At 42.8% G+C, this 21709-nt stretch carries 19 protein-coding genes and 3 pseudogenes; 3 read left to right on the top strand and 19 right to left on the bottom strand.

All coding sequences use genetic code 11. The features are described 5' to 3' along the window. Nucleotides 1–81 precede the first annotated feature (81 nt). Together RQP50_RS08870 and RQP50_RS08875 are read right to left on the bottom strand one after the other, a co-directional pair. A complete protein-coding gene (locus RQP50_RS08870; RefSeq protein ID WP_315744890.1) occupies nucleotides 82–1044 on the bottom strand; it encodes a proline dehydrogenase family protein in 963 nt (320 codons plus the stop codon). Nucleotides 1045–1121: 77 nt separating this feature from the next. After that, nucleotides 1122–1928, bottom strand: coding sequence for an AraC family transcriptional regulator (locus RQP50_RS08875; protein ID WP_315744892.1), 807 nt, complete (start codon nucleotides 1926–1928; stop codon nucleotides 1122–1124). Between the two features lie 295 nt (nucleotides 1929–2223). On the opposite strand from RQP50_RS08875, the pseudogene RQP50_RS08880 reads away from it, so the two are divergent. Continuing rightward, nucleotides 2224–2490, top strand: a pseudogene (locus RQP50_RS08880) (hypothetical protein); the annotation flags it as partial. Nucleotides 2491–2690: 200 nt separating this feature from the next. Here RQP50_RS08880 and RQP50_RS08885 read toward each other — a convergent pair. The 5 genes and pseudogenes from RQP50_RS08885 to RQP50_RS08905 form a co-directional block, all read right to left on the bottom strand. Further along, nucleotides 2691–3236 (bottom strand): GNAT family N-acetyltransferase, encoded by a 546-nt coding sequence (locus RQP50_RS08885; protein WP_315744894.1) that lies wholly within the window; start codon nucleotides 3234–3236, stop codon nucleotides 2691–2693. Between the two features lie 86 nt (nucleotides 3237–3322). Further along, the gene (locus RQP50_RS08890; protein ID WP_315744895.1) at nucleotides 3323–3769 is read right to left on the bottom strand and encodes an oxidoreductase; all 447 of its coding nucleotides are present in this window, start codon (nucleotides 3767–3769) and stop codon (nucleotides 3323–3325) included. Between the two features lie 74 nt (nucleotides 3770–3843). Further along, nucleotides 3844–4470: an immunity protein Imm33 domain-containing protein gene (locus RQP50_RS08895; RefSeq protein ID WP_315744897.1), complete on the bottom strand. Its 627-nt coding sequence runs from the start codon at nucleotides 4468–4470 to the stop codon at nucleotides 3844–3846. Nucleotides 4471–5150: 680 nt separating this feature from the next. Then, a complete protein-coding gene (locus RQP50_RS08900; RefSeq protein ID WP_315744899.1) occupies nucleotides 5151–6407 on the bottom strand; it encodes an IS3 family transposase in 1257 nt (418 codons plus the stop codon). A gap of 96 nt (nucleotides 6408–6503) precedes the next feature. Continuing rightward, nucleotides 6504–6937, bottom strand: a pseudogene (locus RQP50_RS08905) (transposase); the annotation flags it as partial. A gap of 131 nt (nucleotides 6938–7068) precedes the next feature. On the opposite strand from RQP50_RS08905, the gene RQP50_RS08910 reads away from it, so the two are divergent. Further along, a complete protein-coding gene (locus tag RQP50_RS08910; RefSeq protein ID WP_315744900.1) occupies nucleotides 7069–7206 on the top strand; it encodes a LuxR C-terminal-related transcriptional regulator in 138 nt (45 codons plus the stop codon). A 142-nt stretch (nucleotides 7207–7348) separates the two neighbouring features. Here RQP50_RS08910 and RQP50_RS08915 read toward each other — a convergent pair whose 3' ends face one another. The 12 genes from RQP50_RS08915 to RQP50_RS08970 all read right to left on the bottom strand — a co-directional run bounded on the left by RQP50_RS08915 (nucleotide 7349) and on the right by RQP50_RS08970 (nucleotide 21325). Next, nucleotides 7349–7678, bottom strand: coding sequence for a hypothetical protein (locus tag RQP50_RS08915; RefSeq protein WP_072730762.1), 330 nt, complete (start codon nucleotides 7676–7678; stop codon nucleotides 7349–7351). 645 nt (nucleotides 7679–8323) lie between these two features. After that, the gene (gene mglC / locus RQP50_RS08920; protein ID WP_315744901.1) at nucleotides 8324–9334 is read right to left on the bottom strand and encodes a galactose/methyl galactoside ABC transporter permease MglC; all 1011 of its coding nucleotides are present in this window, start codon (nucleotides 9332–9334) and stop codon (nucleotides 8324–8326) included. A gap of 25 nt (nucleotides 9335–9359) precedes the next feature. Next, complete coding sequence (locus RQP50_RS08925) at nucleotides 9360–10871, bottom strand: sugar ABC transporter ATP-binding protein (protein ID WP_315744902.1); 1512 nt, start codon at nucleotides 10869–10871, stop codon at nucleotides 9360–9362. A gap of 96 nt (nucleotides 10872–10967) precedes the next feature. Beyond that, nucleotides 10968–11996: a galactose ABC transporter substrate-binding protein gene (locus RQP50_RS08930; protein WP_315744904.1), complete on the bottom strand. Its 1029-nt coding sequence runs from the start codon at nucleotides 11994–11996 to the stop codon at nucleotides 10968–10970. A gap of 136 nt (nucleotides 11997–12132) precedes the next feature. Next, nucleotides 12133–13104, bottom strand: a complete 972-nt coding sequence (locus RQP50_RS08935) for a substrate-binding domain-containing protein (RefSeq protein ID WP_227774958.1) — start codon at nucleotides 13102–13104, stop codon at nucleotides 12133–12135. After that, nucleotides 13101–14843 (bottom strand): sensor histidine kinase, encoded by a 1743-nt coding sequence (locus RQP50_RS08940; protein ID WP_072730758.1) that lies wholly within the window; start codon nucleotides 14841–14843, stop codon nucleotides 13101–13103. Before RQP50_RS08940 ends, RQP50_RS08935 begins: the two co-directional genes overlap by 4 nt. Nucleotides 14844–14850: 7 nt before the next feature. Further along, nucleotides 14851–16449, bottom strand: a complete 1599-nt coding sequence (locus RQP50_RS08945) for a response regulator (RefSeq protein ID WP_072730757.1) — start codon at nucleotides 16447–16449, stop codon at nucleotides 14851–14853. 168 nt (nucleotides 16450–16617) lie between these two features. Then, nucleotides 16618–17124: a DinB family protein gene (locus tag RQP50_RS08950; RefSeq protein WP_072730756.1), complete on the bottom strand. Its 507-nt coding sequence runs from the start codon at nucleotides 17122–17124 to the stop codon at nucleotides 16618–16620. 317 nt (nucleotides 17125–17441) lie between these two features. Then, the gene (locus RQP50_RS08955; protein ID WP_065294092.1) at nucleotides 17442–18836 is read right to left on the bottom strand and encodes an MATE family efflux transporter; all 1395 of its coding nucleotides are present in this window, start codon (nucleotides 18834–18836) and stop codon (nucleotides 17442–17444) included. 600 nt (nucleotides 18837–19436) lie between these two features. After that, a complete protein-coding gene (locus tag RQP50_RS08960; protein WP_174810329.1) occupies nucleotides 19437–19895 on the bottom strand; it encodes a hypothetical protein in 459 nt (152 codons plus the stop codon). A 174-nt stretch (nucleotides 19896–20069) separates the two neighbouring features. Continuing rightward, nucleotides 20070–20801 (bottom strand): DUF695 domain-containing protein, encoded by a 732-nt coding sequence (locus tag RQP50_RS08965; protein ID WP_315744911.1) that lies wholly within the window; start codon nucleotides 20799–20801, stop codon nucleotides 20070–20072. Nucleotides 20802–20923: 122 nt separating this feature from the next. After that, nucleotides 20924–21325, bottom strand: coding sequence for a hypothetical protein (locus RQP50_RS08970; protein WP_315744913.1), 402 nt, complete (start codon nucleotides 21323–21325; stop codon nucleotides 20924–20926). Between the two features lie 242 nt (nucleotides 21326–21567). Here RQP50_RS08970 and RQP50_RS29295 point away from each other — a divergent pair. Further along, nucleotides 21568–21636 (top strand): annotated as a pseudogene (locus RQP50_RS29295) (hypothetical protein); the annotation flags it as partial. Nucleotides 21637–21709: the final 73 nt, after the last annotated feature.

Here is a 21709-nt window from a genome sequence, read left to right on the forward strand (position 1 = left end):
CTTATTGAATATTACTCTATTTACTCTCAAATTTCGTATGGATGTATAGTAGCTAACATGCAGTGGAAGCTACACACGGATTTATTCATAATTCTGTACGGGATCTGCTGCTCCAGCCTCCGTCATATCTAGAATTGCTTGAAATACATTTGGCGGGTATTCCGCAATCCGGTGGCATAGATACAAATACCATTCACGACCAAACGTCAGATAAATCCGAACAGGATAACCTGCCTTCTTCAATCGACTGCTCAAATCAGGCCGAATCCCATATAACATCTCGAATTCAACGCCCGGCTCATGGATCCATCCCCGCTTAATAACTTGATCAATGATAGACTCGTCATGAGTAGCGATCGACAGACGATGCCCTTTGCGGATGGCCTGCTCTATAAGCTGTATATATCGCTCATTTAAGGCAGATGAACGCGGCATGGCGATCTTCTCCGTTTCTTGGTACGCACCTTTCACAATGCGAATCCGTCCTGAGATATCGTTCAAATCCTGTGCCGTACGGTTCAATTGTGCCTGAAGTGTGATGCCGAGGTTCGCATATACGGCTGCTGCTTTTGTATAAATCGAAAGTATGGCGTCTGTCTTAGCTGATTCCTCCATGCTGACAAACAGCTCGACGTCGGCCTGTCGAGCTAGTGCGGCCATTGCTGTCAAATTCTTATAGGCCAATTCGCTATCTATCGATAAGCCGATGTGAGATAGATCGAACGATACGCGAGCTGGTATTCCATGTTGAGCCAACGTATGAATAAGCAGCGTAAGCTCCAGAGCCGCATGTTCGCAGTCTTGGATATCCGTCGTATTTTCACCGATATATTCAAGCGATATAGCGTACCCTTTATCGGCTAGCTTTCGTCCTACCTCAAGGCCATCCTGGCGATTCTCCCCTGTCACATACTTTGCTGCCGCGCGCTGCAAAAGCTGATAAATGGCGGGTGTCTGTTCAACAAAAGCCTTCAAATCAGCTCGACGGGCAATAGATTTCATCGTTTTAGAAAATTGCTCTTCCACATTAGTCGTTGTTATCATCAAATGATACCTCCTCTTATCTATAGGTTCAATCTACAGGATAAGAGGAGGTTACGATTGTAAAAAATTGCGCTTATCTAAACGGAGATAGCATAAGCTTGAGGTGTTGCCCCTACTATTTTGGCAAAGGCTTTTATAAAATGGCTTTGATCATAGTAGCCGGCATCTACGGCAATTTCGGCAATAGAGCGCCGTTTCTTCAGTTCCTTCTTGGCATGATTGATACGAAGTAGATTTTGATACGCATGAGGCGGCAAATGCGTTCCTTTTTTGAACATGCGGATAAGATGATATCTGCTGATCCCGGCTTCATGCTCCAACGTGTCGAGCGTGATCCGATCCGTATAATGCGCATGGATATATTCCTTGATCAAATTGACGTACTTCGTTTCCATTATTCCATATGGCTCAAGCGTCAGATCGTATGCATGCTTATCTACAAGCTTGTGCACCAGTTCGATTAACGATGTTTCAATTTCTAGTGGAGTAGCACTGCGAGTCAGTGCCTCCATGGTGCGATTGAGCAGCATGCTGCAAGCTTCATTCCTCCCAGTTTCGAGCAAGAAAGGGATTTGAAGACGATTAATATCAGGCATTTCAAGATGAGCGAACCATTTCGCCTTAATGAACAACATTTTGTATTTCCATTCTTCATCTTTCGCAGGCTGGCAGGCATGTAGGATAAGCGGCGGAAAGCTGATTATTCTTCCCTTCTCAACGCGCCACAAGTCGCCATCACACCATGCCTGCGTTTCGCCTTCATCGATTAAACCGATGGAATACTCTTCGTGAAAATGCTTCTGATATGCCAGGTCACTCTTATGGCAGCGCTTCGCTTCCAGGAAAGGGAGCGCTTCATCACGGTAAAAGGTTACATCTGTCATTTTCTAACCTCCAAATGTTCAACTATACTTCCCAATCATAATCAGATACGTTATTTCGCCAATCGCATTGCAAACAACAGACATTCACATCATTATGACTGTTTTTGGGGTTATGATGGATATTTTATAGAGACTAGTTCCACCCTCTTGTTTATATCGGTATACTCGTAGGTAGTGAATATAAGAAGCTGTCGTGGCAACCGGATCATCGCATGAAAGAAACAGCAATACAAGTAGAGAACCTGTAATCAGAAAACTCATTACATACTTCAATGCATCCCCACCTAATCGGAGTATTCGACTCTCTCATGCATGGTTTGCCGCGCAATTTTGGGCTTACTATACGTTCCTGTATTGCATTTATATGATAACCAAGAAAAAGCTGTTTCTGTTATTAATGATTATATCTTTATCCATAGCCATTTATAACACGCCATTATTCCGCTTTGAAAACCTATTTACAGGATATAATGTAGTTGTGGCTAATATTTTCGGAACTTTGATGTTTATCAATTTATGGATGGCAATATCAAGAGTTTTAGTGCAAATAAAAAATAAGTAACGTGAGACATATCAAAACACCTTCAAGCAAATGCCCTTATATCGTAAGATACGGGCGTCAAGCTTGGAGGTGTTTTTACGTTTGAAAACTTGACATGTCTTTCTTAACAATTACAATTCGAATGCTCATCTCGAGATAAACGGGATATCCATCACAGGATCATCCTTATCTCTAAGATTTCAATCTATTGCAGAGTTTCATTAATTAAGATACTCATCCTTTAAAAGCCCGTAATAAATGAGGTCTTCATATTCACCCCATTTTTTCACATGTTGTCTCAGTGTTCCTTCGTATTTCATACCCAGCTTTTCCATTACTCGTCCCGATGCAGGATTTTTCCCTAAAAAACGTGCATAAACTCGATTCACATTCATTTCTTCAAATGCGTATTTGACAATTCCCTTCGCTGCCTCTGTACAATATCCGTTGTTCTTATGCGCTTTCCCTATCCAATAGGCCAATTCACCATGTTCAAACTTGGGATTCAGTCCGATACAGATGGCTCCGATTACATATTGATCTTCCTTATGTACAATTGCTAGTTCGAGTGAACGATTTCCATCAAAATTAACGGCATGTGTATTGATCCATTGTTCTGCCATTCCATCCTCATAAGGATAAGGAATGTACAAGGTCATCTCCGCAATATATTTATCACCTGCTAATTCTTGAACAATTTTCGCATCATCTAAACGAAACGGTCGCAATAGCAATCTTTCTAATTCAATCGTCGGCAATTGCTTCATATATACTCCCCCTATGCAACCTAGATAGCTTACCTCTTAGTCTGGGTCATTGCAGTCACAGCAGTCTTGAATTACGAACACAATAATTACTGGATACCTGCGGTTCCAAACGTACTGTCAATTACCTGTTTATAGTTATCCCATTTGAAGTAAAAAGGCCCTAAAGGAATCGTTTTATTATCATGATCTTTCATGAAATCCTTCCAGATTACGATATCTTCTTCCCTCTCAATAAATACCGAAATAAATCCACAATCTTCGTCGCCACACCAGGGACATACTAAAATCGGATATCTATTGTACATATATTCATGTTGTTCTCTCAACAAAAAATAATCGATCATAAGTTTTTGATTCGCTTCGCTCCCCCAACCAAGACATGGAACCAAGTCATGCTTTTTGAACATTTGATAGATAGATCTTCCGTCAATAATCAAATCTGCGAATCGGGTGTTCTTATTTCCATCTTGATTCGGATCAAGTTCATCAAATCGAGTGGCAGGCTTCGTTTCCAAGAAATTAATTTTTTTCATTTTACTCTCCTTCATAACTGTGACATCAGTCATTTTCTATAAATCGAATGTGCGATATCCGGCATAGCGTTCAACTATTCTTCCCATTCATAATCAAATACCTCATAAAACTCTTTCGTCGCAAGATTCCTCTCAAAGGCACATTGAGGCTCCCGATCTATAAAAGCTAGAATCGAATCATCTATATTCAATACCTTCCCAATCGAAATAAATTGATAATTATCGATATCATCAGGATCGTTTTCTTCTTCATACCCCGTAAAGAAACTCCATCCCGTATCCGATTCTGAGCCTTCATTAGGAAAGTCCCTTACCATAAAATTAAATTCATTTCGCTCCAGCACATCGTTCGTTACAACAACCTTCTTCTCAAAATAATAATCCCAATTTACAGCGCTAGGATCATGATGCATCGTGTCGCAAATATGTTCGATTTTAAAATGGATTTCTTGACCGAAAACCAGATCCTTAATAGATACCGGCTCATTCCGTAATGTTCCAATCAGTTCATCACCTGATCGATGGATGATTTCAACCCACATTCTCTCTCCACAATATTCTGCATCTTCTTCGTCACTAAGAAAGCTAAGCTTGACCAACTCTCCAACCTCAATCTTGCTCAATACATACTCACTAGGCACATAAAACGTATAGGGCGCTTCCTTATGTCTTTCTACAACACTGTCCAAACTCCATGTCATTTTATAAATATCTCCTTTGCACTTCAGGTGTTCTCATACCATACTTCATCTTTGGATTCTGTAGCAACATCATTATTTATGATAAATATCGGACAAATGCAATCTCAGAATAAATAAATGTTGTCTGATTTTCATCCATCTTCGATGTTCACGTTCATTGATAATTCAATCGACGTTTTAGAGACTCCCTTAACCATTCCTGTAATCCATCCGTACTAATAAAATTATCGGTTCCAATCCTAACGACGGGAAACAACAATGAATCGACATCTCTACTTCTCATTGATTCTTCACTTGAAATGATGGCTCTTACTTGGGATTCAGTAATATGTAACACATAATGAAAACAAGCAGTGTTCATGCCCCTCCCATTACTAACTATACATTCCATTCTCCATAAAAGTTTCCACGAACTAACAAAAAAAAGCCCTCCCGTAAGGAGACTACTGCAAAAGCCCCAATTTCATCGAGGTGAAAGCCCAAAAATGGAAAATAGAGTCCCCTGAGAGAAAAAAAGCAGTCCATCCTCACCGAGGTATGGGCTGCTTTTGCTCTATTAGCTTTACCATCCACTTTGCGTTTCGAACGCGGTGAGGTAGCCTTGTATTCGCATACGAAAGAGTCCCTGGTATTTAGCTGTGTGAACTATAACCCTTAATGTGGACAGGATAAAGAAAGCACTACGCTGCCAGAAGATGATTCCTATATTCGTTAGGAGTCATCTTCTTTAATGTCCATTGATATCGCTCGGTATTGTAAAAGTGAATATACTCATTAATTCGATTCCGAAGTTCGTCAATACTTGTACAATCTTTGTACTCTAATTCGTCTTTCATATGACCGAAAAATGATTCCATTGGTGCGTTATCATAACAATTTCCTCTTCGGGACATGGATTGTCTAAATCCAGTTTCACTTACACGTTTTTGGAACTCTGGATGTGTATAATGCATGCCCTGATCCGAGTGAAGAATGGCTTCAGGATGAATATTTCCAACCAGTCGTTCCAGTAGCTTGTCTAGCGTTCGATTCACAAGAGACAGTTCCAGCGAAGTCGACAAATGATGTGCTAAGATCTCATTCGTAGAACCGTCTTTCACGCAAGAGAGATATCCCCATTGCTGCCCATGGTTGTACTTGAGATATGTTATATCTGTGAGCAGTATTTTTTCCGGCTCTGCCTGATCAAAATGACGCTTTAGCAAATTAGCGCACGTTTTATGTTCTTGAGTAGCTTGAGCTATTTTCCGATAAGGGTTAGCTCGACGTACTTTTGCTATGAGATTATATTTACGCATGAGTCGACGGATTTTTTTATGGTTCATCACCACGTTATCCACGTTCTCGAGATTCATTTTAATTACGAGCGCACCGGCTTTTCCGTTTAAACGATCAAAGTGGGTCTTAATGAGCAACAGATCACGCTCATCGGCCTCCTCTTTTTGTTGACGGGTATCTTCGGCTGAAAGCCACCGATAATAACCGCTAACACTTACCTTAGCAAGTGAGCAGAGATGGCGAGTCAAACCTTTTATACTAAATTGACGAACGGTTCGATTAACAAGCTCGAAGCGCAATGATGTGCTTTTGTCTTGCTTCGCCTGCCTTTCTAGTGCCTTCAGCTTTTTTAGAAACTCATTTTCTATCTCCAGAAGCTTGATCTTGGCCTCAGCTCGTCTTAATTTCTCCTCGACTGAAAGCTCTTTACTGGAGGGTCTTCCAGAGCTTCCTTTGCCTCGCCGTTCCTCAAGAAGACCTGCTTCGCCATGAGCGGCGTAAATAGATCTCCAACGCTTCAAACTCTCCTTTGGTTTACGTGAACTAAACATATCTAAATCAAAGGCAGGAGTGAAGGATATATTCGACTCTGATACACGCAATACGTTTGGATTTCCCTCAAGTTTTTTGATTTGTAACTCGCTATACCGCATGCTCATACTCCATTCTCAATAAATAAATTCAATCATAAACGTAAAGAACCCGAGAGAGGCACTTTTTTAAAATGTCCATCTCTCGGGTCATAGTTCAGTGTCCATACCATGGGATCTTTTCATTTCTGCATTTTTATGTTCAATGATCGGTCTGCGTTTGATTCGTTCTTTGAACGTGTCGCTTAATTCGAACTCGATCTGTTCCTTGAAATGTTCGGCGATGATTCGAATCGAGTAAGTTTTGCTCTTGGAGCCTGGCTTGTGACATCCTTCATGCATCGGACACGTCTTGCACTTCTCGACGTCAAAGTAATACACAAGAGAGCGACTATCTCCACTGGTCTTGCTACCTTGAACCGCCTTGCGCTTACTTTGCTCACCGGCCGGACAGACGAAGAAATTGGCGTCCTTGTTATATTCAAATCCTTCCCGAGGCTGGCCTCCCTCGTGAACGACGGGGTTTAGCGGTACGACAGGTAATATGTTCTCCTTTTTCATTCTGCCAAATTATCCTTACCGGAATATGCAGTATCTGCCGGGTAGCCTTAGATAAACTCTGCGTTTGCATATGATTTGAATGGATTTCGTCAAAGCAAGGACGCGAGTGTCCTTATGGGATGATATACGAGAAAGAGGCATATTGGCCTCGTTAGTAGAGGGTCTTCACATGAAAACAATCGCGGAGAAAATCTTTCTTTCTGAAGGAACGGTACGCAATTGCACTACAGTGATTGTAAAAATGGGTGTTAAAAATCGCGAAGAGGCCGTTAAAAAAGCACGAGACGAAGGCTTACTGGCTAGATAAGATAATAAGGCATTATTTTTAAAATGGGTCATAGAATTGGTGGTTTTCACCTTTCTATGACCCATTTATTAGGGTTACAAGTACGGTTACAGGTTACAGGTTACAGTCCATTCCTTGCTTCAATTAGAGGAGCACCATTTGATTAGTTGCTCGCAGCTATATAATAGCGAGCAATACATCTATCGTTTTTGTCAAAAACTTTTACGTCTGCATTTCCTCGTTCGTGGGCAAGCACATAACGACCATTAACAATTTCAATATTCTCTTTAGAAGCAATCGAGTAGCTTGCGCCTTTCGTAGGTATTAACCATTTTACTCCTACTTCAATAGGTTGCACTGCGCCAGCAGAAGGACATTCTGCTCTCATAGCGCTGATGTTACCTTGACTGCTTACTGATGGAGCAGCCAATGCAGAACTTGCTACCGAAAACAAAAGCACGACACTTAATAAGCCCATCGTTACTTTTTTCATTTTAATAGTCTCCTTTTGTTTGATAGTTGCTCCTCTGCCTTTATTATATGATGCGCTAAAGGAAGGAAATAGTAGACAATGATTACTTTATATAGTGATCTTTTGACTTTAATTTAGATGTCCAAAGAGGAGGCTATGTAATGCTAATCTAATTGAAATTATGTATATTTGTGGTGTGATCTTGATATAACTTGCATATATTAGTGTCTATTGAGCTATATCGACTTATCGAGATATATGTGAATATACCAATATGTATCATAAGAGTAAGAAATAACTACAAATAAAAAAAGGCCATCGTTATTGGCGTAACGAAGGTCTCATGAATAGACTGCTGGGGATTTCCCCGCGGTGCTTTGAATAATTATTTAAGCACCCTTCTGATTAGCCGCCAACTGAAACAGAAGGAGTAAAAACATTGTGGCTGTCCCAGAAGTCATTTTACGATTTTCAAGCCCCACTAAGAGTTGAATTTCACAAAGGACCTCATCCTCAACTTAGCGGTGGAGTTTGAGGTTCTTTCGTTCATGAATTGGGATGTTCTCATTTCATGCGAACACTTTTGGGACAGCCCCTGCTTTTTACACAAACTGTATTCGTTTTGCAGGGATCTCCGTAAGGAAGGCCTCAACCTAATCAAATCCTTTATTTCTTAGCTGCATATTTCCGCATATCGAAGGCAACAGCCGCTACGATAATCGAGCCTTTAATAATCAACTGCCAATATGGGCTTACGCCGATGAAGGTTAAACCGTAGTTAATGACCGTAAAAATAAGTACTCCCGTCACTACACCAGGAACCGTTCCGATGCCCCCAGTGGTCGACACGCCACCGACAACGCAGGCGGCAATCGCATCCAATTCGTACATATTCCCGTAGTTATTCGTCGCTCCCCCGGTTCTTGCCGCTTCGAGAACCCCGGCCAGGCCATACAGCGCGCCAGCAATGGCATAGATATACACAAGGTTTTTGCCCACGTTAATGCCTGATACCCTTGCTGCCTGCTGATTCCCGCCGATCGCATACATGTTTTTGCCTAATCTCGTTTTGTTGAACACGACCCATACGATAAACGCAACTGCGATTGCGATCACCACAATAATCGGAATGGATACACCGCTAAACCCAATGCTTCCTGTGCCGAAATATTCTTTAAAATCAGGCCGCAAGCCGCCGATCGGCTGCGAATGATTCGGAGCCGTGTCAAAGTATAGGGAGTTGACGCCATACACTGCAACCATCGTACCTAAAGTCGCTATGAATGGAGGCACCTTGAACTTCGCGACGATTATACCGTTAATGAGTCCAAATATTAGGCCTACAATGACTGCTAGTAGAATCGGCACGAATAACGGCAGTTCCTCCAGATCGGGGAAAAACCTGCGCGCATAATCGGTTGTCTGCAGCATGGACGCCGATACGACCGCGGATAAACCCACAATTCTGCCTGCAGACAAGTCCGTACCGCCTGTAATGAGCACAAATGCAACACCCAGGGCGATAATAACCCGTGTAGATGACTGATTCAGGATATCCCGGAGTGGATTTAATCCTATAAATGAAGGATCGTAAATCGCAATTCCAATGATAAGAACAGCCAGAACCATATAGATGACATTTTGGGAAATAAAACTTTGAATTCGCTTCGCGTTCATCGTAGATCTCACCTTTCTCTGCCGCTTAATGCTGTGCCGCTAGCCGCATGATTTCCTCTTCCGTCGCTTCCTTCCCGTTCAAAATCCCAGTCAACCGCCCTTCGGACATGACCATAATGCGATCTGACATCCCGATGAGCTCCGGCATTTCCGAAGAGATCATAATAATGCTTTTGCCCTGCAAGGCCAGTTCAGCAATGATCGAGTAAATTTCATACTTAGCCCCAACGTCAATGCCGCGGGTAGGCTCATCCAACAGCAATATATCCGGTTCCGTCAGGAGCCAGCGTGCAAACAGCACCTTTTGCTGGTTCCCGCCAGACAGGTTCATAATGAGTTCGCGCGTAGACGGTGTTTTGGTTCTCAATTTCTGAACCATCGCATCCACTTCTGCCTTCTTCTTCTTCCCGTCTAATAGGAAATAAGGCTTGCGATAGTGATCCAAATTCGCGATTGCCGCATTCTCATGAACCGATAACACCGGGAAAATGCCTGTCACGCGTCGTTCCTCCGTTAACAATGCCATACCATGTTTCTTCGCAATGACGGGAGAATCGATCCGTACCTCCTTGCCTTGAATCGAGATGGTACCCGATTGGATGTCCCGGAGTCCGAATAGGGCCTCCATCAATTCAGTGCGCTGTGCGCCTACCAATCCGCCGATCCCAACGATTTCACCACGGTGCAAGTCAAAACTCACATGGTTGAACGATTTGGGTAGAGGGGAGGTCAGTCCTTGAACGCGCATCACGACCTCGCCGGGCACGTTGTTCCGTGGTGGGAATCGGTTCGTCAAATCGCGTCCAACCATTCTAGAAATAATCAGGTCCGTTGTTAATTCGGATGCCGGCCACGTCCCGATTTTTTTCCCATCTCTCATAATCGTCACTTCATCTGATATTTGCAGGATTTCTTCCATTTTGTGCGATATATAAATAATGGCGACGCCATTTTTTTTCAACTCTCGAATGATTCGGAACAGCTGCTCAACCTCGACATCGGTAAGCGATGACGTCGGTTCATCCATCACAATGATTCGGGAATGGAAGGATACAGCCTTGGCAATTTCGATGGATTGGATTTTGGAAACCGATAACGTATGAACCATTGTCTCGGGCTGCAACTCGATGTCCAGCTGTTTGAATAAATCACGCGTATCTCGCGCCATTCGCTTATGATCAATAAATCGTAGAGGGCCAATCCCTCTCGTCGGGAACCGTCCTAGCCAAATATTCTCCATCACATTTCGGTAAGGTACAGGGTGAAGCTCCTGATGAATCATCGATATCCCGATATTCAATGCCGTTTTGGAGTTCGGAATCTGCACAGCTTCGCCTTTCACCATAATCTCGCCTTCATCAGGGGTATAGATCCCGAAGAGGCATTTCATTAACGTTGATTTGCCCGCTCCATTTTCGCCCATCAGTGCATGTACGGTTCCAGGCCGCACTTGCAGCGTCACTTGATCCAACGCCTTAACTCCGGGAAATTCCTTGGAAATGTTGTTCATTTCGAGCACGAATTCATGCTGTCCCATCCCTTTCGCCCCCTAAGTCTCTTCGTAAAAAGAGGAGGTACGAATAACGAATCATTCTACCTCCCCAACTTGAAGCCAATAGTTCAACGGTTCACATTACTTCGCGTCCGCCATATTGTCTTTCGTAATTTTCTTATAAGAAATCCAGATATAATGATTATCCGTGATCTCATAGCCGACATTTTCCTTCGTAGGTTTCTCGCCTTTCGCCAGCACGCTTGCAAGCGTGATCGCAGCCTTTCCTTGGTTCTTTGCATCATTCAGAACGGTTCCAAGCAATGTGCCTTCTTCCAATGCCTGCAGCGCCGGTGCTGTCGCATCTACACCTACCACAGGAATGAATTTGTTATCCTTGAAATAGCCATTCGCCTTCAATGCCTCAATGGCGCCCAAGGCCATATCGTCATTGTTCGCAAAGACGGCTTCAATCTTATCGCCATGTGCAGCCAAGAACGCCGCCATCTTCTCTTGCCCTTTTACGCGATCCCACATCCCGGTATCTTCCTGCAGCTTCTCAACTTTAATCCCCGCGTCTTCGATCGCTTGGATCGAGTACTTCGTACGGAGTTCAGCATCCTGATGACCAGGCTCCCCTTTTAACATGACATATTGCAAAACGCCATCCTTGTTCTTATCCGCTCCCGGGTTCGCCTTCCAGTAATCCGCAATGAGCTGACCGGACATTGTACCCGATTCCTCTGCCTTCGCTCCGACATAATAGACTTTATCCCATTTCTTCATATCTTCCGGCAGAGGCTCGCGATTCAGGAATACGACCGGAATGTCTTTGGCCATCGCCTTATCGATAATGACACCCGCTGCTGTACGATCAACAGGGTTAACGACCAAGGCTTTAACCCCTTTCGTGATGAACAAATCCACTTTATCGTTTTGGGTCGGCTGTGAATTCTGACTGTCCACGATATCGGCTTGGGCAATCCCTTTCGCTGAATCCGAAATCGCATTCCGTACGCCTGTCATGAACGTATCGTCGAACTTATAGATCGCAACACCTACTTGGGGTTCACTGCCACCGTCACCGCTTGAACTTTTCCCGTTTGCGCAGCCGCTAACAACTGTCGCAATTAATGCACTCGCCAGAATCAAAGCTGATACTTTCTTCATTTGATCAAGACCTCCTCAACATCATTCCTGAATACCCTAGAAAAGAATACGCTTTCATTATGATGGATTCTCATGGGATTCGGTATCGAAAATCCTCCTGAGTTCTATCGAAATTCTCATCACCTTGCGCACTGAGTTATTTTACAAACGGAAACAACAGCTTCTGGTTTTCTGGCCACAGCATATTGTCCAGATCAATTAGCTTAACGCCTGTATCTATTCTTTCAGGTACGTTCCGCCCCTCAATAATGTCGACGGCGTACTTCACGGCGAGATATCCGTTATTAAATGGATTCTGCAAGACCAGCGCCTGAACAACTCCATCCTGCAACAACCCCATTGTTTCAGGCGGACTATCGAATGCGATCACCTTCACTCTTCCACCATGGCCGGATCGTTGAACCTCACGCCCTACGCCGATTGAAGATTCTGCATTTAATGCAACAATCCCGTCCAGGCTTGGATATTGGGCGAGCCATCTGCGTGTAATCTCCTCCGCATTTCGTTGATTGGACTGTGAATATTGAATATCCACTACACGAACATTCGGAAATCTGGCCACATAATCTTGAAACCCTTCTTCCCGTTGATTCGCATTTTTGGCTGCCTCTACAAAGTTCATGACCGCAATTTGACCCGATTCATGAATCAATTCGATCATTCGCTTCGCGGCCAGCTGCCCTGCTTCATAATTGTTCGTACCGACATACGTCTTCACACGTGCGGATCCAACCTCTGAGTCGATGGATATGATCGGTATGTTTTCATAGGCAATTCGATCGGTCGCTTGTGCTAACCCCATATAATCACTTGCCGCAAGAATGATGGCATCCGGACGATTCTGAATGGATTGATTCACTAATTCAATCTGACCTGGAATATCATCTTCATGATTTGGAGCCAGAAAATGAAGCTTCACATTGAATTCCTTGGCCGCAGCCTCAGCCCCGCTCTTCAGCGTGTTCCAGTAATCGCCCTGATTCATCTTGACGATTAGGTCTATAGCGAGCATATTATCCGACATCATATTGGTCTGAATGGAACAAGACGACAGCGAGAAGGAGAGTGATAAAATCACGATTAACAATAGATTCATTCTTCGATTCACGACTCTGCCTCCCTTTCATCCCGGACAATGGGAAGCCAGATTTTGACCGTCGTGCCTTCTTCCAGCTCGCTCTCGAACTCCAGTCCATAGCCTTGACCGAAGCATAGCTGGATACGATCATGTACATTTTTCACGCCAACGCCTGACCCACTTTCACTTCTTACCTTCTTCGTTAGAAGACTGTTCACAATCTGAGGACTCATGCCTAAGCCGTTATCCGTTACTTGCAGCATCAACTTATCTTCTACAATAGCGGCTGTTATGGTGATCATCCCTTCCTCCTGCATCATCTCAATCCCATGCACGATCGCATTTTCGACGATTGGCTGCAAAATAAGCTTCATGGTCATGCAATCCAATGCCTCATCCTGGATATCTATTGCATATTGAAATTTGCGTTTATAACGGATGGTCTGAATGATTAAGTAATGTCTGACATGTTCAATCTCTTCTTGTACGGTGATGATGTTCTTCCCTTTACTCAAGCTAATCCGAAAAAATCGCGATAAAGATGTAATTGCCGTAACGACCTCCCTTGTTTCTCCCCGTTCCGCAAGCCGGATGACCGAATTCAAGGTGTTGTATAGGAAGTGTGGATTGATCTGTGCTTGCAGCACATCAAGCTCACTCTTGCGCTTCGCCTCTTGCTCCACAATAATCTGATCCATTAACTGCCGAATTTGCCGAAGCATCATGTTGAACCGGCTGGACAATTGATCCACTTCATAGATGCCCATCGTCGAGATCGGTACTGTAAAATCCCCTTCCCCCGCGCTCTTTACCGATTTAGCTAGATTCTGAATGGGCAGTGAGATTCTCGCAGATACAACGATCGACACGAATAGAACAATCAGAATGACGATTACGAGAAACCACAGTATAAAGGTATTTAGTTCAGACTTGGTTGTTACGATCTCATCTTTGTAGGCAACGCCTACAACTTTCCAGCCGATCGGATTTACCGTTTTGACGGTAATCAGCTTGCTCTCGTCATTGCTGTTATCTTGGAAGCTTCCATATGCGTAGGTAAGGACGCGTTCTAAGTTCTCATACTTTAACCCTGCATAAATCAGTTGCTGCTGCGGATGGTAGACGATGTTGCCGAAAGAATCGATAATATAGATATAGCCCCTCTTGCCAAAAGATACTTGCTTGCTTAATTCGTTGATCGTCTTGAAGTTCATATCGATAACCAGCACACCCTGATCGGGCTGCCCCCGCCCTGTACGATACCCAGCTTGCTTACTGATGGAGACGGCCCATTTGTAAGTGGTTTTAAATAAATTCTGAATATGAGGCGAGGAGAACGATAATTGATCTGGGCGCGCCATAGCGGCCTCGAACCAGCTTTGCCGCTCTAATTGTGTATTGCTCCGCATGGTCAGTTGAGGAGTGTTGAAGACCAGCTTTCCTTGCTTGGTAAACAAGGCGATCGAAATCAAATCTTCTCTTGTTTTCATAATAGATTTCAGCTGCTCTACTAAAATAGGATTCGTCACGGAAGGACTCCTACGAATCAGGTCTTGAACGACGTCGAAGATACTTGTAATGTTGTTCACATATATCTCCAAATTATAATTGACCTGCTCTACGACCTGCTGAATATTCAAGTCCGCATTTGTCTCTGCCGTACTGGAAAATTTGTTATACAGCATGACGCTGACCATACACACCGCAGCAACGGTTATGAAAATAAATGTTTTTGCGATAATAAACTGAATGCTCCTGACGTTGATCATGCGACCTTCACCCTCGATCCCGATTGCGGTATTCCTTGGGCGACAATCCGTAGCGCTTGCGGAAGCTGAAGCTGAAATAATTCGGATCCGCATACCCTACCTTCTCACCGATCTCGAACGCTTTGAGATCCGTTGACCGCAGCAGCTCCTTCGCCGCTTCCATTCTTAGCTCCAGTAGGTAGCTTACGAAGGTGGTTTTGGCTTCCTTCTTAAAAATATGGCTGAAGTAACCTGTGCTGATGTGCAAATGCCTGCACACCGTATGAATCGAAATATCCAGATCCGCATAATGAAGCTTCATATACGCTTTTGCGTCATCCACCAGCTTCTTGTAGCCAGTCTGCCGCTCGACGGCGATGCAATTCATAATTTTCATACATTGATGAAGCATCCAATTCTTTGCCTCTGACGCATTATTGCAATGATAGATTTCCATCAATGGATGTACGGCACCCCCGAGGAACTGCTCGAAGTTGACGTCCATATCTTTCGCCACTTTCATCATGGCTGTCCAAATTTCGATCCAATAGATTTGAAAATCTTGCAGCGAAACCGTGCAGGATTCCACGACATCAAAAAACTCGCCCATCATCGCTTGCGCTTCTTCTATCGTCCCTACCTTCATACAGCGGATTAAGGCCTGCTCCTTCATGTCGTCGAATACAAGTGGATTCACCCGCTTCGCCTCTACATCTTCAATCCAGATGACGCGATGATTTCCGTGAATCAATCGATAATGCAGTGCTTGTACCGCTTCCTGATAAGAAGATGCCAACTCGGACAAATCATTCACGACAGTTCCCACGCCAATCGTTACCGTTATTTTGAGAAATCGATGGACACTCTGAAGAATTTCTTCTACGATCCCGATCGTCTCCTGACTCATCCTATCTCCCTCTCGGCTTGCGCTCATCGTTAACACAATGACATGATCATGGTGAATAAATACCCGTCCCGGCATATGCTTCAGCACGAGCTCCTCAGCAATATTGCATATTGCAAATTGCAATAAATAACGGTTCTTCTCTTCCTTGCTATGATCCATTTGAATCGCAGAGACCAAATAAGCGGAACCCGATAAATCCATCTCATAACGCTCGCATTTCTCATGAATATCCTCCAATGAACACTTGCCTGTAAGGAGAGAAGATAAAAATACATGCTGCAATACAGGTAAGCTCTTTCGATAATGATCCTGTAGCGTTAGTAGATTGTTCTTCTCCGCAACCTCCTGATCCATCTGCTGCTTGACCTTCACCAGTGCGGCTTGCAATTCCGCAGCGGAAAATGGCTTGAGCACGTATTCGTCTATATGGAGCTTGATCGCCTTCTGCGCATATTCAAACTCATCGTAGCCTGTTAATATCATGATTTTCATCGAAGGATCATGACTACGAATCCACTCCGCGAGCTGCAATCCATTCATGAAAGGCATATGAATATCGGTCACCACAATATCCGGCTGCAATCTTTCTATGTACTCCATTGCCTCTTGACCATTCTCTGCCGTCTCCACGACCGTAAACCCTAATGACTCCCAGTCCATTTCATGCAGCACACCTTCTCGTACATCTTCTTCATCATCAACGAGTATTAATTTGTACATGGACATCCCCCTTTTTATGAGAAAAGCTAAAAAAGCCGGCAATCGAATGCAAGCGTAAAGTTGCTTTCAATTACCGGCTGTTGCTCGTATGAAATTATTATTCGCTAGTAAATTGACTTCACCTGTATAGTTCGGAATTAAATGACCGCATCTTCCGCATGCCAGTCTTTATCTAACCCCATTTATTATGTCTTGAATTTGTTGAATGTGCCTTTCTTCATGTAGGTACGTCGATTTCACCCAATCAATCAATAACATCTCTTTAAAGGCAGGGTGAACAAAATGTCTTCTACTCAGTATCGATGGATCCTCTAAGGCGTTTAGCATTTCAACAAACTGTTGTCTGGAACTGTTTAGTTTTGCAATGATGTCTTCATATTCGTAACGTTCATCCGTTGGCTTTACAATGTCCGGAGCCGCTAGCTTTATTTTTCTGTCCAGTAAAGAATCGATTGATTTGTGTTCTACGGATGATTCTTCTGTATTCTGTAACCCCCTCTTAATGGCTACGACATATATTTCTTCTACCTTGGCAAGGTGCTGACATATCTGACCAATACTCCAACTATCCTCATCTTTTCGTTCGTTTAATTGATCTCCATTTAATCCTTTCAGAATTCCGAACAGTTTGTCTCTTGTTTCCTTTAAGTTTTGCTTGATTTCTTCCAGTTCCATAGAAACCTCCCTTTCATTACTTGTTGTGATGAAACGGTTAGAACATTACGAAGTGGTTGTCAGGTGGGTGTAAAATTGCACAATAGATGGGGCTGCACAATGCGGATAAACGAAACTGCTGATGTATGACTGGGCTGCTACTATCATATGTAAATACATTTCATTTAGAATATTCTGCAAAATGCCCTCCTGTTCCTTCCTCTCCGGGAGTCATCCAGTGTACGAGAGCAAAAAAAAGACAGCGTGACTCCTCCTTAAATAGGATTTCGCTGTCTTTTCTCTTTGTTTAAGAGCTAACGTAATGGCTCATGAAACTATCAAATCAACTTCCGGCTGTACCACTTCTCCCCGCGGAAGCGCCAGAGGAAGACGGAGCCGCGGATCCCCCACTCTATGACCATTGCAATCCATACCCCCATGATACCAAGGCCAAGTGGTATCCCGAGTACATAGCCCAGAATGACACGGAACAACCACATCGTGAGCATAGCAGTAATCGAAGTAAAGTTGGAATCACCCGCTGCACGAAGAGCCGATGGCATAATAAAGCTGATCGACCATAAAAATGGCTGGGTAATCGCAATCAGCACCGTAAGTTTAAAGATCTCCGGAATGATCTCTGCCGGAGGAGAGAACAATCTCACGATCCAAGGGAATAAAGGCATGAGAATCACTGCCGCAATAACGAATATGATGGAGGACAGCCACAGGAAAGACTTGATAAACTTCCTCGCATCCTCAATATTGCGTCGTCCGATGCATTGGCCTACGACCGTGACGATCGCGATGCTTAAGGCATTCGCTCCGATCTGGAACACAAGCGATATGGAGCCGCTTATGGCATTGACCGTGATCGCAAGCGTACCGAGCTGAACGATAAACGTCTGTGTAAGCAGCTTCCCGCCGTTAAAGAACATCTGCTCCGCTGCAAAAGGAACGCCGATAATCATAATTTTTTTCAAAATCGAAAAATCCAACTTTAGTGCATTCTGAATTCGGAACTGCAACGTCTGATTGATCTTCAACAAATAAATTAACGATATCACCATTCCCAGCACACGAGCCGTAAGCATGGAAATGATCAATCCGACTACGCCCATATCGAGTACCGTAATGAACAATATATTCAGAAACAGGTAGGTCAAGTTCATAATGAACGATAGACCCAAGCAGGCCTTCGTCTCTGCCACGCCGCGCAACGCCCCCGTCACAGCTTGAAAAATCGCAATGAACGGGTACGTGAGGCAGCTCCCGATCAAAAAGATCCTTGCATTATCCAGGACATCCGCTTCTGCACGACCGAACAGTAAGTCTAGTGTGGGGTTATGAAAAATAATAACGACCGCGCTGATCAAGATCGACAGCAGCGCAACTGCCGAGATGGCTTGAGCAGCTGACTTCGAAACCATATCCGCATTGCCCCTGCCTTTATACTGTGCGACGATGACGGTTCCCCCCGTCGCCACAGCTACAAACACGTTGACCAAGAAGATGTTCAACGAATCCACCATGCTGACCGCACTTACCGCCGCTACCCCTGAGGAGCTGATCATGGCCGTATTCAATAGGCTCATCAAAATAATAAAAGCTTGATCCACAAATATCGGAATAATAATCGCGATAATTTGCTTATAATCAAGCGTTTCTCCTGTGAAATATTTATTCAACAGGAAGGTCGTTCTTCTCTTTATACTGGGAACAATTGTACTCACCGTATCATCTCTTCTTCATGTATTGTGCCAAGGATCCCCTTGACCTCACATAGTGACGCACTATTATACCACTCTTTAGAGGAGATGAAAGTGAGGTGTGTGTCCTTATTTACGCATATTTCGTGATTTCCGAGCACCGTACTCGCTTTTGCAGTCTTTTTATATACATATGGCAGAGATACGGCTTCATACTCGCCTACACATCATGTCCAATCATAATGAAACATACTTTACGGTTGAGTTCGAGATCACTCCTACAGAAAGTTCCTTTTTTTTACTGTCCCGAGGGGTTCTAATCGCCGGTCACCCAGTCATTTCATCGCATGCAATTTCCAAGGGAATATTCCGAAAGCTCATTCACTCCTAACCGAAAAGTTGAGCTTGCGGCAAATCGCGTTCGATGCTGGATTAAGAATGGAAGAAACGGCATGAATAAACTTGTTCATCATTGTTTCCCTGGCATAGACAACGGCTTCCGCAACAGCAAGTGCCGCTATCCCTTTACCCCCTGATATTGTGACAGGACACTCCAGCCTATTTCATAAATTTTCTCTTCCCTTCCTCCGACTTCTAGAAGTTACAGTCCTCTTTTAGCATCTTTCAAGTCAGCTCTTCCATTTTTCTTATTCTATTGTCTGCTGCCTTATTAAAGTTACCTATTAAATCAATTCCTGCTAATAATATAACTATTATACTTATTATGTTCGCAACTCTTGTCATAATGGTTAGCGGCGGGTATTCGTCATTAACCGCAAGAGATAGCAGTGTGTTAAGAATAAAAAGGATGTGTATAAGGATTATTAAGAATGAAATCAAAATCTTACTTTTCTCTGAGCCTCTTTGAAATCGGGATAGCATTATACATAATATCCCCGCTACTGCAAAAAGAAACGAAAACCAATAAGCATCTTTCTTTGGATATACCTCATATTGTTTCTCAAAACCCAACGTTGCTATGTCAATTTCAGCAGAAGTATAGATCCTATATGAAATAGAAGATATATATATAATAATGGAGAGAATCAACAAATTTATTATAAACCAACCAAACTGTTTCATTTACTTACTTCTCCTTAATAATACATCATAACAGCTTCATAACCTGTCTCTTCTCTAATCTCTCTTAAAAATGTTAAACTTCTGTTTCTTTATCTTCGATTCCTTCCCCCTGGCAATTTGTAAAGATTTGATCTGACACTTACATGATAGCTACATTCATTTCCACTTCCTCATCTACTTAACTACTGTAGTTCCCCATCCATCATATTCGCCATTACATTCTTCTACTAAATCAACAAGAATATCCGTAACTTCATTTATCGAATGGAAGTCGACGTAATCAGAACGATAGATATGAGAATAAATTTTATCGTCATTAGGAGCATCTGAATCGATTTCGAATCCCAAAAGTTTAACCTTAGCATCGAAATACTCTTTATCTTCAATAGATTGAAAATAGACCCAATGGTCTACCTGTCTCACATCTTCAAATGTATCCCCTGACTCTCGTAACTGATCGACAACTTTTCGATTCCCCATATGTTGAATTTGATATTTGTCGGGGTAAAGGTACTCAAAATAAAAATCCCAAGGATTTTCCTCTTCAAGATGAAGAACCTCTATCTCATATCCATGTTCCAAGAAATATGTCTCTGCTGCTTTTTCTAGCTCGTAAGGTTTAGAAAAATAATAAAATACATCCCGTATCCCATCAGTAGTCACCCTGCCAACATGGAATCCAAAACCTGCACTTTCATCATTGATTTTATCTTCTAGGTCGTTGATTAATTCAGCCTCTTCATTAATTGGAGTACCGCTTTCTCCAGGGTTTTTGATTCGTATTCTTAAAACCATCGGATGTGGATACTCAGATTTCTCAATCTCCTTCCAGATATCCATATCCAATACAACTGATGCAAACTTACCTTCAATCTCACAAAAATAAATATCCCAATGATTAGACATATACACTATACCTCCTCAGGAAATCTCATCTTCTTCATACTATTTGCGAACCAAGTGCTTAGCCAAACATATATTACGACAAAACCTATACCCAATCTTTCGTGTAATGTTGCTTAAAGCTCTTATTTCTTTAAACGTAATTCAAATTCTTGACATGCGATAACGAAAACCTCGTCATATGTATATATTACATATTGCTTTAACTCCAGACCTCTTGCATTCTTTATATCTCTAAGTATTTTTGTATTACCTATTTCCACGAAGCTACCACTTTCATGGTATGGATGATCAAACATCTGTAAACTTACATCTAACTCAACCATATTAAAGTAATAAACTTTCTTGAATAGCAATTCGTATTTAATAAACTCTTCATCATCTGATTCTGTACATAATCCTCCGCTTATCTCGCCAATTAATGTAACTTCTTTCTTTTGATAATTGAATTGAATATCATCAAGGAAAATCGCGTCTCTTCCATGAATTTCACCCAATTCGGTTTTTATAGCTTTGATTTTTTCCATCTCTTTCAACCTTTCTAGCCCGATGCGTAGCGTAGATAGTTTTTAGGCGATTTTCATCTTTTCCAGAGTTCTCGATCATAGAAGTCTAATTCGAAATGTTATTTTCATTTTTATTTTTCCTTAGATGAATTTCGTTGACAAAATGTTCCTCGAAATAGCAAATGGTACAAGACCTATTGTAAGCATTTATATGGAAAAGACAATAAGCCATACGTAAATGATAGAGGTTTTAAGATTTCTATAACAACGAGCGCTTTCCAAAGAGACTAAACAACCTTAGTCCGGTTCAATACCGAACTAAGGTTGCTTAAAGGCAGCTTCTTTAGTGATGTCTACTTGACGAGAGTTTAGCAAGGCTCCAATCACAAGGGAGCTGCTGCGAGG

Source organism: Paenibacillus suaedae, from assembly GCF_032337355.1.
In the GTDB taxonomy this organism is placed as follows: domain Bacteria; phylum Bacillota; class Bacilli; order Paenibacillales; family Paenibacillaceae; genus Paenibacillus_B; species Paenibacillus_B suaedae.